At 62.5% G+C, this 13286-nt stretch carries 11 protein-coding genes and 1 pseudogene; 5 read left to right on the top strand and 7 right to left on the bottom strand.

Translation table 11 applies throughout. The features are described 5' to 3' along the window. A pseudogene (locus M729_RS1000000138765) lies at nucleotides 1–287 on the top strand (transposase); the annotation flags it as partial. A gap of 58 nt (nucleotides 288–345) precedes the next feature. Here the strand turns inward: M729_RS1000000138765 and M729_RS0107880 are convergent. Next, on the bottom strand, nucleotides 346–1425 hold the full coding sequence (locus tag M729_RS0107880; RefSeq protein ID WP_027161264.1) for a TadE/TadG family type IV pilus assembly protein: 1080 nt from the start codon (nucleotides 1423–1425) through the stop codon (nucleotides 346–348). Nucleotides 1426–1612: 187 nt separating this feature from the next. Between M729_RS0107880 and lepA the strand changes: the two genes are divergently transcribed. Beyond that, on the top strand, nucleotides 1613–3418 hold the full coding sequence (lepA, locus tag M729_RS0107875) for a translation elongation factor 4 (protein ID WP_027161263.1): 1806 nt from the start codon (nucleotides 1613–1615) through the stop codon (nucleotides 3416–3418). Nucleotides 3419–3602: 184 nt separating this feature from the next. Here the strand turns inward: lepA and M729_RS0107870 are convergent, their stop codons facing one another. Further along, nucleotides 3603–4322, bottom strand: coding sequence for a hypothetical protein (locus tag M729_RS0107870; RefSeq protein ID WP_145923791.1), 720 nt, complete (start codon nucleotides 4320–4322; stop codon nucleotides 3603–3605). Nucleotides 4323–4336: 14 nt separating this feature from the next. Between M729_RS0107870 and M729_RS1000000138335 the strand changes: the two genes are divergently transcribed. The 3 genes from M729_RS1000000138335 (at nucleotide 4337) to M729_RS1000000138760 (ending at nucleotide 6235) form a co-directional block, all read left to right on the top strand. Continuing rightward, a complete protein-coding gene (locus M729_RS1000000138335) occupies nucleotides 4337–4564 on the top strand; it encodes a hypothetical protein (RefSeq protein WP_127296913.1) in 228 nt (75 codons plus the stop codon). 131 nt (nucleotides 4565–4695) lie between these two features. Then, nucleotides 4696–5382 carry a DUF3800 domain-containing protein gene (locus M729_RS01000000134760; RefSeq protein ID WP_050596201.1) on the top strand — a complete coding sequence of 229 codons (687 nt, stop codon included), beginning with the start codon at nucleotides 4696–4698 and terminating at the stop codon, nucleotides 5380–5382. A gap of 340 nt (nucleotides 5383–5722) precedes the next feature. After that, nucleotides 5723–6235 (top strand): hypothetical protein, encoded by a 513-nt coding sequence (locus M729_RS1000000138760; RefSeq protein ID WP_027161261.1) that lies wholly within the window; start codon nucleotides 5723–5725, stop codon nucleotides 6233–6235. A gap of 511 nt (nucleotides 6236–6746) precedes the next feature. Here the strand turns inward: M729_RS1000000138760 and M729_RS0107855 are convergent. From M729_RS0107855 to M729_RS0107830, 5 genes are all read right to left on the bottom strand, one after another. Further along, nucleotides 6747–8387, bottom strand: coding sequence for an ABC transporter substrate-binding protein (locus M729_RS0107855; protein ID WP_027161260.1), 1641 nt, complete (start codon nucleotides 8385–8387; stop codon nucleotides 6747–6749). A 343-nt stretch (nucleotides 8388–8730) separates the two neighbouring features. Then, nucleotides 8731–9678 (bottom strand): alpha/beta hydrolase, encoded by a 948-nt coding sequence (locus M729_RS0107850; protein WP_027161259.1) that lies wholly within the window; start codon nucleotides 9676–9678, stop codon nucleotides 8731–8733. Then, entirely contained in the window at nucleotides 9675–10355 is a 681-nt protein-coding gene (locus M729_RS0107845; RefSeq protein WP_013528699.1) for an isochorismatase family protein, read from the bottom strand. The genes M729_RS0107850 and M729_RS0107845 overlap by 4 nt, the downstream gene beginning before the upstream one ends. Nucleotides 10356–10458: 103 nt before the next feature. Continuing rightward, nucleotides 10459–11763: a Xaa-Pro peptidase family protein gene (locus tag M729_RS0107840; RefSeq protein ID WP_027161258.1), complete on the bottom strand. Its 1305-nt coding sequence runs from the start codon at nucleotides 11761–11763 to the stop codon at nucleotides 10459–10461. A gap of 309 nt (nucleotides 11764–12072) precedes the next feature. Continuing rightward, nucleotides 12073–13041: a GlxA family transcriptional regulator gene (locus tag M729_RS0107830; protein ID WP_013528701.1), complete on the bottom strand. Its 969-nt coding sequence runs from the start codon at nucleotides 13039–13041 to the stop codon at nucleotides 12073–12075. Nucleotides 13042–13286: the final 245 nt, after the last annotated feature.

Here is a 13286-nt window from a genome sequence, read left to right as displayed (position 1 = left end):
TGCACGGGCGTGGTTCGCCGGGCCAGGGCTTCCAGGCCGCACGTCTCTTCGATCCCACCGAGATCACCGTCCTGAACGTGCTCATCGCCAAACTCGAAGGCAAGACCCAAAAGCAGAAGAACCCCCACCCCACGCACACGCTCGCCTGGGCCGCCTGGTGTATCGCCAGGCTCGGAGGCTGGAACGGCTACGAAAAGGAACGCCCGCCAGGACCCATCACCTTCACCCAAGGCCTCAGACGCTTCAACGCCATCGTCGACGGCTTCGTTCTCGCCTCACAAAAATGAACCCGAAGCAAATGTGTGCGCACGCTAGCCCCTGTGGGAGAAGGCAGAAGAGCAGCATCTACTGCGTCAGCCGCGTGTTGTTGGGCCGCTTGTTGAAGTCGCATTTGCCGGTCACGTTGTAGAAGAAGTCGGCGTTGCTGACGGGCGCCGGGACCTTGTTGCCGCCGTCTTCCCAGGCCTGGTAGGCTGTCGCGCCGCAAGGCACGAGGCCGAAGATATCAACGATCTGGCCGGTCGCCATCTCGTTGTAGTCGATAGCGCCCGTCTGGTCCGATTTGAGGCCGCTGTAGAGCCTGTTGGACGTGGTCGGATCGTTCGACATGAGCTTGCTTGGGTTGCCCGATGGCACATCCATCTGCAGATAGAGGCCGGCCATCTGGCTGACATTGATCTGCGCGCCGGCGCCATCGGCGGGATACATCGTATCGACGCAGTAATATTTCGTCTGGAACCCGTCGGTCAGGATCACCGCGCCAGCGGGCGTGCTGGAATCGACGAGCTTGCAGACCTGCTTCTGGGCCACCGTGGTGACCGTCTTGCCGGCTGAATCGGTGGTGAGAACGCTGACGGTCGTGGTGCCGTAGCCTTTCGGATCGCCAGTCTTGCCATAGGCATAGTCGATCGTCATCAGCGGCTTGCCCGCTGCGGCGCCGAACATCGTGCCGTAGAGCGTCATTTTCTTGTTCCAGTAGCCCGACACGCCGGTGACCTTGAAGGTGGCCTCCACCAAAGCCGGCGCCTTGTTCACCGCCGACGTAACGCCGACTGCCACCGAAGGAATCCTGGCGATCTGCATGAACACGGTCGGCATGGCGAAACTTGCCGAGGCCTGCGCGGTGGCGGTGCCGTTGGCGCTGACGTCGAAGCTGTTCAGCGTCGCGGTGCCCTGTCCACCATTGGCCACGTAGGAAGCCTGCATCGCCACCTGGCGCTGCGGCTTCGTCGAGGCCGTATCCATCGTGGTGATCGACAGGATCGCGGCGTCGAGTGCCGCCTGCTCGGTCGACCTGGTCTGGACAGCGGAGGTGTAGTCGACGGAAAAGCCGATCGCGGTGATCAACGGTATCATGGCAAGAATGAGTATCGGTGCGAACGAGCCGCTCCGCGACTCGATAAAACTGCCTGCAAGCCCCCGCATGCCTTCGTCCTTACATCAGATATTTCCCTCCGCTAACATCCCGTTCGCAAATTATGCTCTAACGGGCTTGGTTAAAATTTATAGATTTTTCGCGAAAAGCGCGAAAAAAGCGACAGGTGCCCGTGCTGCCTGCTCCGGCAAAGGCGCACAGCTTGCTCGGGCAAGCCACCCCTGCTAAACGCGCGCCATGAGCACGCCCCTCGACCACATCCGCAATTTCTCCATCGTCGCCCATATCGACCATGGCAAATCCACGCTTGCCGACAGGCTGATCCAGCTGACCGGCGGGCTGGAGCTGCGCGACATGAAGGAGCAGGTGCTGGACTCGATGGACATCGAGCGCGAGCGCGGCATCACCATCAAGGCGCAGACGGTGCGGCTGAAATACCGCGCCAACAATGGCGAGGACTATATCCTCAATCTGATCGACACGCCCGGACATGTCGACTTCGCCTATGAAGTGTCGCGGTCGCTGGCCGCCTGCGAGGGCTCGCTGCTGGTCGTCGATGCCTCCCAGGGCGTCGAGGCGCAGACGCTGGCCAATGTCTACCAGGCGATCGACAACAACCACGAGATCGTCGTGGTGCTGAACAAGGTCGACCTGCCGGCCGCCGAGCCCGAGCGCATCCGCGAGCAGGTCGAGGAGGTGATCGGCATCGACGCCTCCAACGCCGTGCTGATCTCGGCCAAGACCGGGCTGGGCATTCCCGATGTGCTGGAGGCGATCGTCCACCAATTGCCGCCGCCGCGCGAAGGCGACGCCACGGCGCCCCTGAAGGCGATGCTGGTCGACAGCTGGTACGACGCCTATCTCGGCGTCATCGTGCTGGTGCGCGTCATCGACGGCGTGCTGAAGAAGGGCCAGACCATCCGCATGATGGGCACCGGCGCCAAATATCTGGTCGAGCGCACCGGCGTGTTCACGCCGGCCCGCATCAATGTCGATGAGCTCGGCCCCGGCGAGTTCGGCTTCTTCACCGGCTCGATCAAGGAAGTGGCCGACACGCGCGTCGGCGACACCATCACCGAGGACAAGCGCGCCACCGCCAAGGCGCTGCCCGGCTTCAAGCCGGCGCAGCCGGTGGTGTTCTGCGGCCTGTTCCCGGTCGACGCCGCCGATTTCGAGGATCTGCGCGCCGCGGTCGGCAAATTGCGCCTCAACGACGCCAGCTTCTCTTTTGAAATGGAAACCAGCGCCGCGCTCGGCTTCGGCTATCGCTGCGGCTTCCTTGGCCTCTTACATCTCGAAATCATCCAGGAGCGGCTGGAGCGCGAGTTCAACCTCGACCTGATCGCCACGGCACCCAGCGTCGTCTACCGGCTGGCTCTGACCGACGGCTCGATGAAGGAATTGCACAACCCGGCCGACATGCCCGACGTGGTCAAGATCTCGGCGATCGAGGAGCCGTGGATCCGCGCCACCATCCTGACCCCCGACGACTATCTCGGCGGGATTCTAAAGCTCTGCCAGGACCGGCGCGGCATCCAGGCCGACCTGTCCTATGTCGGCAAGCGCGCCATGCTGATCTACGACCTGCCGCTCAACGAAGTCGTCTTCGATTTCTACGACCGGCTGAAGTCGATCTCCAAGGGCTACGCCTCTTTCGACTATCACCTGACCGACTACCGGGAAGGCGACCTCGTCAAGATGTCGATCCTGGTCAATGAGGAGCCGGTCGACGCGCTGTCCATGCTGGTGCACCGCACGGCGGCGGAAAAGCGCGGAAGGCAGATGTGCGAGAAGCTGAAGGAGCTGATCCCGCACCACCTGTTCAAGATCCCGATCCAGGCCGCCATCGGCGGCAAGGTCATCGCCCGCGAAACCATCTCGGCGCTGCGCAAGGACGTGACCGCCAAATGCTACGGCGGCGACGTCTCGCGCAAACGCAAGCTGCTGGATAAGCAGAAAGAAGGCAAGAAGCGGATGCGCCAGTTCGGCAAGGTGGATATCCCGCAGGAGGCGTTTATCCAGGCCTTGAAGATGGGCGATTGAGAAGCCGGTTGGTGCGCGCAGCGCGCCAAGTCATCGATCCGGTGGATCGATGGCAGGCTTCGAAAGCGGGGGAGCTGCCGGAGGCAGCGGGCCCCCCGCCAGCGCGGCGCCGACGCTGCGCTGCGGAGATTGTTCTCCGGGATACGCGCTGAACGGTCGTCGGGATCGGGTAAAGGGTCAGCCGCTAGAAGATCGCCCCAGTTGGCGGCTCGATGTTCGGCCATTGATAAGCGATAGCGCCGCAAGCCGCCTTCATCTCATTGTAGAGGTAGACGGCGTTCGTCGGGGCGACATAGACCTTACCGTTGAAGCAATCCAGAGTCTGGCAAAGATCCCGCTCGGCCATCGCCTCGGGTTCAAACGGCTCGTCGCGAAACACCCCAAACATCAATGCCGACTGATAGCCTGCGGTTTTCTCCGGTAGCTTGGCCGATTTACTGTATCGGAAATTGATAGCGCCGATCTTGCGGTTATTCTTTTGATTTGTCCTCGCTACAAGCAAATCCGGGAAAAAGGATATCTCTGTGCCGTTGAAGTCCAGCTTCTTCGATATTTTGCACCGGTCGAAGTCCGTACCCTTAATTGGCTGACACCCCATCGTTAACACACAATTAACGTAATCGATATTGTGCTGCTTAACTTCCGCTTCAAAGTCGGTATCTGTGATCTTACCGCCATAGAGACCAAGTTTTTGCGTTAACATATCATGGTTAATCTTGCCATTAACCATTGATTCTGCTACCATTTTCTTAGCATCGTGATGCTGGATAACAGCCGCTTTCGGCTGATATTTGCAACTGCGTAATATGCTCCGTCGGGCTTGTTCTGAAGCATTCATGTAGTCGGCAAGTTTATTGTCGGAAAGACGTGGGTTCTTGACTTCCCTATGAGTCTTGACGGACATGGAAGGAGCCTCAGGTGTCGGACTATTTCTTTAGTGGCGAATCAAGAACCGGCGAAAAGCTATTTATCGCCCCGATCACTTCAGATGTTGCTGCGGCGCACAATATTGCCGACTCAGAATCGATCGGTTACTTTCTTTACCAGAAACCAGCAAATTCTCATAATTCAGACGTGTGCATACTCGCGAAGCTTCCGTCTGAAGATGCTGCGTTTGAGCTCGGTCGATTGCTGGGTTTGAGCTAGCTCGACTTTTCGTCTTTGCGCTAACCGTCCTTCGGAGGCGGCGATTTAACCACCTTCTTTCAAGACCCGGTCAAAGGCTTCCCCTGCTGGTCTGTTTCCAGCTCACGGGCGGCGTCACGAAACTTCTCAACTTGACTCTTTTCTTTGTCGGTCGCCTTCATATCGAATGGCTTCTGAGGGAAGTGTACCAACACAAAAAGCTACCCGTCTGCCAAGCTCTAGCCGCCGAAAATCTGCGCTTCTTTGTCGTAGCGTCGAACAAAAAGAATATGCGGGGGTATCGCAATCCTCAAGCCGAAGCGGTCACTCTTCACAAGCACAACTACTTTTACAACTACTGCATCCGCGTCTTACTCGAACGTGTCAGCCAGTGGTGCGCGCGCCGGTCGATCAGCGAGACAGGCGAACCTAGACACGTAAAGCTGGTGTTTTCGAAACGGGGTGGGCACTCGTATCGACACGTTGAAACGTATATACACCTGCTGGCGAAACAATCAGAAAATGGGCGGATTTACCAGACGGCTAACGTCCCGGATTTCAGGGTCATCGACCATCGTTTGATTGAAGTTATCGAGCACAACAAAAACGCGGGCTGTCAGATTGCAGACGTGGTAGCCAGCGCCTTTTACCAAGCAGCAAACGCCGGAACCAAAAAGTGGAATACAGAGTACGCGGAAGCTCTGCGAGATCGCATGGCGTCTCGTGGCGACGGCCACTACGCGGGGTGCGGTGTCACGCTTCTTCCGTGGAAGAACTGGACACTGAAACTTACGGACGCGCAGAAGAAAGTCTTCCGGTTTTACGGCTACGCGATATGAAAGCGGCGGGTCCCGGCCTCGTTGCCATCGGGGGCTTGTAGGCCACCATCCAAAGTGGGCGACCGTCCGTCCGACTGCGGCATCTACGATACCGCCCAAGGGGGTTCCGGCGTACCCCGCCGACACAGATATTATTCTGTTTTGGTGAAAAATTCAAACGGAATCAAAAGGTTACTGACAATTCCGCGTAACCCATTGATGGGGATTCGCTTTTTTCTTTCGCCTCTCGTATCGCCACAGCAAAAAATTGACTGCGCAGGCTTGCAATAGTGCTCCCGCCTAGACGTCAATAGGTCTCCGACATGACGTGTCGTTGCGACCGCCTTGGGGGAGACATCACATGCGCACCACATCAGACACCGTCGCCTCTCTCGGCCTTGCCATCGGCGGCGCCTTCGGCCTCGCCGGCACCTTCGTCGCCAGCGCTCCGCTGCGGGAGACGCTCTGGACGATCGACGGTGCAGCACTCGTGGTCGCCACCGCGCTGCTGATGATGAAATACCAGCGGCTGGGCCATGACTGCATCGCTGCCGGATTCCTGACCTTCCTGGCCGGCGAGACGCTGCTGATGGCCGGCAATGCGGCGGGGCTGGAGGCCAGCGTGCCTTCCTATGCCGGCGGCATCTCGCTTTGGGCGGCGGCACTGGTCATGATCAGCGTGCCCAGGACATTTGCCCTGTGGATGCGGCTCGCCGCGCTCGTGGCGGCCGTGCTGTTTGTCGTCTCGGCTTGCATGATTATCTGGGGCGCGCCCTTGCTGCCGACCTCGGCGCCGCTGCCCGCCGCCGGTTATCCGTTCCTGGTGCTGACCTTTGCCGGCTGGATCTGGACGCTGCTGAAGCCGGCCCGGTGAGGCTTTGTCCGCTTGCGTACCAAACGTCCGGCCTGGTTGATCGGGCATCGGCGGGGCGGTAAAAAATCCGGGCGGCGGACCCAGGTTCGCCAGTGGCCGGCGCGGGCTCAGGCAACTGCCTCACCGGCATTCGCGCCGGCCATTTTCAACCCGCAGATGATCGCAGCGATCCACCGGCTAGCCCTGCACTTGAAGGGGCGCTGACGCTTCTGACCTTCTCCCCTTGTGGGAGAAGGTGGATCGGCGCGCAGCGCCGAGACGGATGAGGGGTGCGTGACGGAGTGAGGCGGTGAAGGTTCTGCTCTGGTTCAGGGCGTTTACTGTTGGCGTATCGCCAAGCTGGAACACCCCTCATCCGTCTTGCCGCTGCGCGGCAATCCACCTTCTCCCACAAGGGGAGAAGGTTAGAAATGCCGGCGCATCACCGTCGCCCGGCCCTTCGCAGGCTCAGAGCGTTCGAGGCTCGTAAAGCCAAGCAATTGGCTTTACGTCCGCTAGCGCGGACCGCCTCTCAACTCTCAATCCACACCTTCTCAAAGTGCTGCTCCAGCGCCTGGTGCTGTTCGCAGCCTTCGACGCCTTTGCGGTAGGTGCGGTAGACCGAGCGCCAGTAGGGTTGGATGATGATGCCTGAATCGCGCAGATTCTGCTCGATCTTGCCCATGATCTCCTTGCGCGCCTTGGCGTCGGGGGTGGCCAGCGCCTTGTCGAGCAGCGTGTCGAATTCGGGGTTGGCGTAGGCGCTTTCGTTCCAGGCGGCGCCGGATTTATACGCCAGCGCCAGCACCTGGACGCCGAGCGGGCGGCCGAGCCATTCGGTGCAGGAGAAGGGGTATTTGCTCCAGTCGTTCCAGAAGGTGGCGGCGGGCAGCACGGTGCGCTTGATCTTGAGGCCGGCCTCGCGCATCTGCGCGCCGATGGCGTCGCCGGTGCTCTTTTGCCATTCGACATCGACGGAGATGAGCTCGAACTCGTGGTCTGATTTGCCGGCCTCGGCCAACAGCTTCTTCGACTGCTCGACGTCACGCTTCGCCGGGCCGATATCGGCATATTCGGGGTGCATGGGGCCGACATGGTGATTTTCGGCGGGCTTGCCGCGGCCGCCGAGACCGAGCGCCAGCACGGCGGCATTGTCGACGGCGAGCTGGGCGGCGCGGCGCACCTTGACGTCGTCATAGGGCGCGTTGGCGACATTGAAGCGGGCGACGATGGTCGAGCCGGTGGCGATCTCGGAATTCGTCAGCCCCATCGTCTCGGTCTGCGAGACGGCATCGGAAGCGGTCTCGTGGTCGGTGTCGATCTCGCCGGATTCGAAGGCCGAGAGCATGGCGTTGGGGTCGGAGCCGTAGTCGACCCATTTGATGCCGTCTAAGTAGAATTCGCCCTTCCACCAGGGCTTGTCTTTGCGCTTCACCTCGGCACCCGTCTCGGCATCCCAGCTTACCAGCTCGCAGGGACCGGTGGTGATGGCCAGCGCCTTCAGGGGATCGCCGTCGCCCTCATAGGAGCGGTGCATGATCAGTGCGGGATAGTCGGCCATGCCGGCGATCAGCGAGATGTCGGGCTTGGGCAGGTTCAGCTTGATGGCGAAGTCGTCGACCTTTTCGATGCCGCCATCGACCACCTTCTTGGTGTCGGCATTGACCAGCGCGCCCATGCGCGCGGCGACCGAATTGCCGGGCACCGAGGCGTCGCACCAGCGGGTGAGGTTGTGGATGACATCGTCGGCGTTGAAGGCATCGCCGTTCGACCAGGAAATGCCCTTCCGCACATGCAGGGTCAGCGTCCTGGCGTCGTCGCTCGCCTCCCAGCTTTCGAGCAGCCAGGGCTCGAAGGAGAAGTCGGTGTTCCAGCGCACCAGATATTCGTTGCAGTGGCGGGCGACATTCGACATCTCCACGCCGTCGAAGGTGCGCGGGTCCTTGAAACCCTTGACGTTCATGGCGACGCGCAGGACGCCGCCCTTCTTGGGTTCCGCCGCGCGGGCAGGGATGGTGCCAAGTCCGCCCAGCGCCAGCGCCCCGGCGGCGCTGACGCCGAGCCCGGCCATCAGCGCCAGATATTCGCGGCGGTTGATGCCGCCGGCCTTGAAATCGTCGGCCACGGGTTTGGCTTGCGGGTGGAGTTTGCGGTCGGTCAGCATGAATTTCATCGTCGTTCCCCTGTTGTTGGGCGCCCCGGCCGATCGACGGACGCGACCGCCGGGACGCCATTTGCCTGAGGCGATGATAGAGCCGGGTGACGCTGGGGAGTGTTCGGTTTTCCGCAGTGATTGTGCGGCGCTCCGCAGGGCTAATCTCCCCCCTTGAGGGGGAGATGTCCGGCAGGACAGAGGGGGGCGCCAAGGATCGCAAACCTTCGGTGCACTTCGTTACCAAGACACGTCAGTCTGAACTTCAATCAGAAAGGTAGGTCGGCGGGACAGCGCCCCCCTCTGCCCTGCCGGGCATCTCCCCCTCAAGGGGGGAGATTGGCGCTTTACCGTCGGCAACTGCTCAATACGGCCACTCACCCCTGCCCAGCGCTGCAACCGCGCCGACGATCCGCGCAAACGCTTCCGCCGCCGCCGGCACCGTGGTGCGGGCGCGCAGGAAGCTGTGCACCAGCCTCGGCTCTTCGTGCCACCACGCCTTGCCGCCGGCGGCCACAATGCGGTCGCGGTAGGTCTCGCCATCCGAGGACAGCGGGTCGCATTCGGCGGTGACGATCACCGTCGGCGGCAGGCCGGTGAAATCCTTGTCGCGCAGCGGCGCAAAAGTCGGATCGTCCAGCGATTGGCGCCTGGCCGAGCGGACGTCGCGGTAGAAGGCGACGTCGGTCACCGACAGCAGCGGCGCGTCGGCGTGTTCGATGTAGGAGCCGGCACGCTCGTCGCCGCCGAGCTCGGGGTAGATCAGCACCTGGCCGATCGCAGCGCTGGCGTGCCGGCGCGTCGCCTGCGCCACCGCCGCGGCCAGATTGCCGCCGGCGCTTTCGCCGCACAGCACCAGCGGCAGGCCTGATCTCGCCGCTGCCCATTCGAAGGCGGCCACCGCATCGTCGAAGGCGGCGGGATGGAGATGCTCCGGCGCCAGCCGGTAATCGACCGACAGCACGTCGAAACCTGTGCCGGCGCAGAGCTCGGCGCAGATGTCGTCATGGCTTTCCAACCCGCCGAGGATGAAGCCGCCGCCGTGGTAGTAGACCACCATCGCCTTGGCGGCGTTGCCCTCGAGCCGGTAGCGCCGGACCGGGATGTCGCGGCCGGCGGCGGCGATCAGCCCGTCGCTGGCCTTGACGCCAGGCGGGCGGCCCTGGTGGAAAGCCCGGCTCATCCTGTCATAGACGGCGCGCTGCTTGTCGATCGGCAGGCCGATGATTTCGGGCGGATACCAGGCGTTGACGGCGTCGATATAGGCCCATAGCGCCGGGTCGAGCCGTGTTTCGTAGGGGCCGCGCGTCATAGAGCGGCGTAGAGCGCGGTCGCGTTATCGAAGCTGAAGCGCAGCGGCACCGAGCCTTCGACCTGCCAGGCGGTGACGCTTTCGCCGGCCAGCAGCCGGCAGGCGCCGTCGGTGTCGGTGACCGCGCCGCCATAGAGGCGGTTGGCGAGGTTGAGAATGCCGGTCTGATGCATGGCCGCACTGCCGCTGCCGCAGGCATCCTTGACCAGCAGCACGCGAAAGCCTTTGGCCACCGCATCCTTGACGGAGGCGTCGATGCAGGCCTCAGTCCAGACGCCTGCGACAACCAGCCATTCGATGCCTGAAGACTTGATGTCGCGCGCCGCCGGCCCGGTGCGGAAGGCACTGGCCTCGGCCTTGATCAGCAGCGCCTCGCCCTTGGCCGGCGCCACCTCATGGCAGATTTCGGTCAGCGGATCGCTCTTGTCGGAAAAGGCCGACTTGCCGTCCTCGCCGAGCGGATGAAACGGGCGGTCCTGGCTGTCGAGATCGACGATGTAGGCCCAGTGGTAGAGCGGCACATGGTTCTGCCGCGCCGCCGCCTGCAGGCGCAGGACGTTGGCGAGGATGCTGCTGAAGCCTTCAACCAGATAACGCGGGTCCTGCCGGTGCTCTTCCTGCAGGTCGATGAAGATCGCGGCCACGGTGCCGCGCTTGATGGAGATGGGCGTTTTCATGCGGCGCCTGCGTGATGCATGGGCGAGGCAGTCAAAGACCCTTCCGTATGCCGGCGGGACAGAGGGGGGCGCCAGGCAACGAGGCGCTCATTGGTTGCCCGTATCAAACCTGCGTCTCCAGAAACTCGTCCTCATAAGGAAAGCGCGACAGCAACTCCGTGCCCGTCTCGGTGATCAGGATCTCGTCCTCCAGCTTGACGCCCTCGCGGCCGCCCTTTTCGCCGATATAGCTTTCGACGCTCACCACCATGCCTGGCACGATATGGCCGTCGCGGCCATAGGTCTCGTAATCCATGGCATGCGCGATGAACGGCGTTTCGCCATGCATGCCGACGCCGTGCATGACCGAGGTGTAGCGCTGGTCGACGAAACGGTCGGGGATCTTCCACGCCTGCTCGGCGATCTCGCGGAAGGCCATGCCGGGCTTGACGATCGAAATGTTGTGCTGAACCTGGTCATGCGCCATGCGGTAGAGCGACTTCTGGTAAGGGGTCGGCTTGCCCGGCCCGCAGCGGAAGGTGCGCGAGAAATCCGAATAATAGCCGTAGCAGCCGATGGTGTCGGTATCGAGCGCCAAGAGTTCGCCGGGGCGGATCTTGCGGCCGCTGGCCTCGTTGAACCAGGGATTGGTGCGCTGGCCTGATGTCAGCAGCCGCGTCTCGATGAACTCGCCGCCCTGGCGGATGACCTCGCCATACATGATGGCGAACAGGTCGTTTTCGGAAACGCCAGGCTTGATCGCCTCACGCACCGCATAGACGGCAGCCTCGGCGCCGGCCATCGACACCTGCAGGCATTTCACTTCCTCCGGCGTCTTCACCGCGCGCACCGCCAAAATCTCGCCCTGGCAATCCCTGACCTCACAGCCGCGCTTTTCAAGCGCCAGCGCCTGCAGATGGCTGCAGCGGTCGAGGCCGAGCTTCATCGAGCCGCCGCCATGCTTTTTCAAAAGCTCGGCGATCTCGTCGGCGAACGGACCTGCGGTCTCGTCGTCGCGGCCCGAGACCGACGACCAGACCAGCTTGGAAGGCCGCGCCTCGTCGATCGTGTCGAGCACCATGGAGACATGATAGCTCTGCGGATATTCGAACAGCACGATCGGCCCGTCGGTCGGGATAAAGAAATAGCGGGTCGAGTTGCGCAGGAAATAGCCGAACATGTTGCGCGAGCCTGTGGCGTAGCGCTGGTTGTACGGATCGAACAGCACCACGCCGCCATAGCCGGCCTTGCGCATCCAGCCGCGCAGCTTGGCCAGCCGGCCCTTGCGCAGGGCGTCGGCATCGATGAAGGACGGTTCGGTGTCCGACAGCCACATGCCGCCGGCCGGATCGGCCGCCGCGGGGTGGCGCATGCGATCCTTGAAGTCCACGTCCTCGGTGCTGTCGGGGTCGAAAACGACGATGCTCATGGGGTGCCTGGCCTTGGGTGGGTTGGGAGGGCTGGAGCATGGCGCAGCGGGGGCCGGAGGATTGTGCTGGAAACCGCGTGTGTTGTGCGGAATGCCGCTGGGCAACAAGAGATGCAGGCGCCAAGCGCCCCCCTCTGTCCTGCCGGACATCTCCCCCTCAAGGGGGGAGATTGGCAGCTTTGGCCTCATCGCTCTTTTCTTCATCGCTGAAAATTGGCGAAAGCCGTTGTTACATCCGATCTCCCCCCTTGAGGGGGAGATGTCCGGCAGGACAGAGGGGGGCGCTGTCCCGCCATTCCTTTGACTACCCTAATGCCTCCGCGCCAGTTTCGGCGGATGGCCATGCTCCTCGCGAAACGCCCGGGCAAAACTCGACATCGAGGCAAACCCACATGCCAGCGCCACGTCGCGCACGGCGAGCGTCGAATGCGCCAAAAGATCGGCGGCGCGTTTGAGCCTCAGGCGCCGGTAGTAGCCATTGGGCGAGATGGCGAGTTCGGAGCGGAAGGAGCGCTCGAGCTTGTCTGAGGACACGCCGAGCTTCGCGGTCAGCTCGGCCATGCCGAGCCGTTCCTCGACCGCATCCTCCATGATGGCGATGGCCGACAGCACCAGCTCGTTCTGGACCCCAGTGCGCAGGCGCAGCGGCATCATCTTGCGGTCGATGCTGGAGCGCAGCTGGCTGTGCACGAACCATTCGGCGACGCCGGCGGCAAGCTCGGCGCCGTAATCGCGGGTGATGATCTCCAGCATCATGTCGAGGCTGCCGACACCGCCGGCCGAGGTGAAGCGCTTGCGGTCGATGACATAGAGGTCGCGCCTGAGCTCGATGTTGGGGAAGGCTTCGGTGAAGGCGGCCTGGCTGGTCCAGTGCAAGGTGCAGGCATGGCCGTCGAGCAGGCCGGCGCGCGCCAGGAAGAACGCGGCATCCGCCACCGCACCGATATGGGCGCCATTGCGCAGGCTCTTGCGGATCCAGTGTGCCGCGTCCTCGGCGACGAGGTGATCGGCATCGCCGCCCGAGCAGACGACGATGCGGTCGACCTTCGGGGCATCCTCGGCGTAAAAGCCCGGCTGGATGACGACGCCGTTCGACGCCTCGACCGCACCCTTCGTGCCGCCGACGATGATCCAGCGATAGCATTCTCTTTTCGCCAGGACATTGGCGGCGCGCAGCGGCTCGATGACCGAGCTGAACGCCATCATCGGAAAACCTGGGAACACCAGCACGGCGAAAGTGAGGGGTTCAGTGGGCTTGGGTGGTTCGCGCGTGGCCATGGGGCGCTACATTTCGGGCAGATGGGGTTCGGGGTCAATTGGCCGGTCCATCATCATAAGACGTCGGCGCCGCCCTTTGCCCTTCCTCTCCCCCGTCGATCGGGGGAGAGGTGTCGAGCGAAGCTCGACGGAGTGGGGGTCGACCCTCGCCGCGCGCCTGAGGTCTCTTGCTCGTCAGATTGTGCCTGTCTTGCGGCGACTGCGCGTCTGCGAACGCCTTCCCCCACTCCGTCTCGGCTTCGCCG

The sequence above is a fragment of the Mesorhizobium sp. WSM1293 genome (genome assembly GCF_000513875.1).
GTDB classification, from domain to species: domain Bacteria; phylum Pseudomonadota; class Alphaproteobacteria; order Rhizobiales; family Rhizobiaceae; genus Mesorhizobium; species Mesorhizobium ciceri.
This window is presented reverse-complemented; position numbering and strand designations above follow the sequence as displayed.

What these genes read in the sequence shown, in the direction of transcription:
- M729_RS0107880 (WP_027161264.1), bottom strand. Translation starts at nt 1,425, where the DNA reads ATGCGGGGGCTTGCAGGCAGTTTTATCGAGTCGCGGAGCGGCTCGTTC.
- lepA (WP_027161263.1), top strand. Translation starts at nt 1,613, where the DNA reads ATGAGCACGCCCCTCGACCACATCCGCAATTTCTCCATCGTCGCCCAT.
- M729_RS0107870 (WP_145923791.1), bottom strand. Translation starts at nt 4,322, where the DNA reads ATGTCCGTCAAGACTCATAGGGAAGTCAAGAACCCACGTCTTTCCGAC.
- M729_RS1000000138760 (WP_027161261.1), top strand. Translation starts at nt 5,723, where the DNA reads ATGCGCACCACATCAGACACCGTCGCCTCTCTCGGCCTTGCCATCGGC.
- M729_RS0107855 (WP_027161260.1), bottom strand. Translation starts at nt 8,387, where the DNA reads ATGAAATTCATGCTGACCGACCGCAAACTCCACCCGCAAGCCAAACCC.
- M729_RS0107850 (WP_027161259.1), bottom strand. Translation starts at nt 9,678, where the DNA reads ATGACGCGCGGCCCCTACGAAACACGGCTCGACCCGGCGCTATGGGCC.
- M729_RS0107845 (WP_013528699.1), bottom strand. Translation starts at nt 10,355, where the DNA reads ATGAAAACGCCCATCTCCATCAAGCGCGGCACCGTGGCCGCGATCTTC.
- M729_RS0107840 (WP_027161258.1), bottom strand. Translation starts at nt 11,763, where the DNA reads ATGAGCATCGTCGTTTTCGACCCCGACAGCACCGAGGACGTGGACTTC.
- M729_RS0107830 (WP_013528701.1), bottom strand. Translation starts at nt 13,041, where the DNA reads ATGGCCACGCGCGAACCACCCAAGCCCACTGAACCCCTCACTTTCGCC.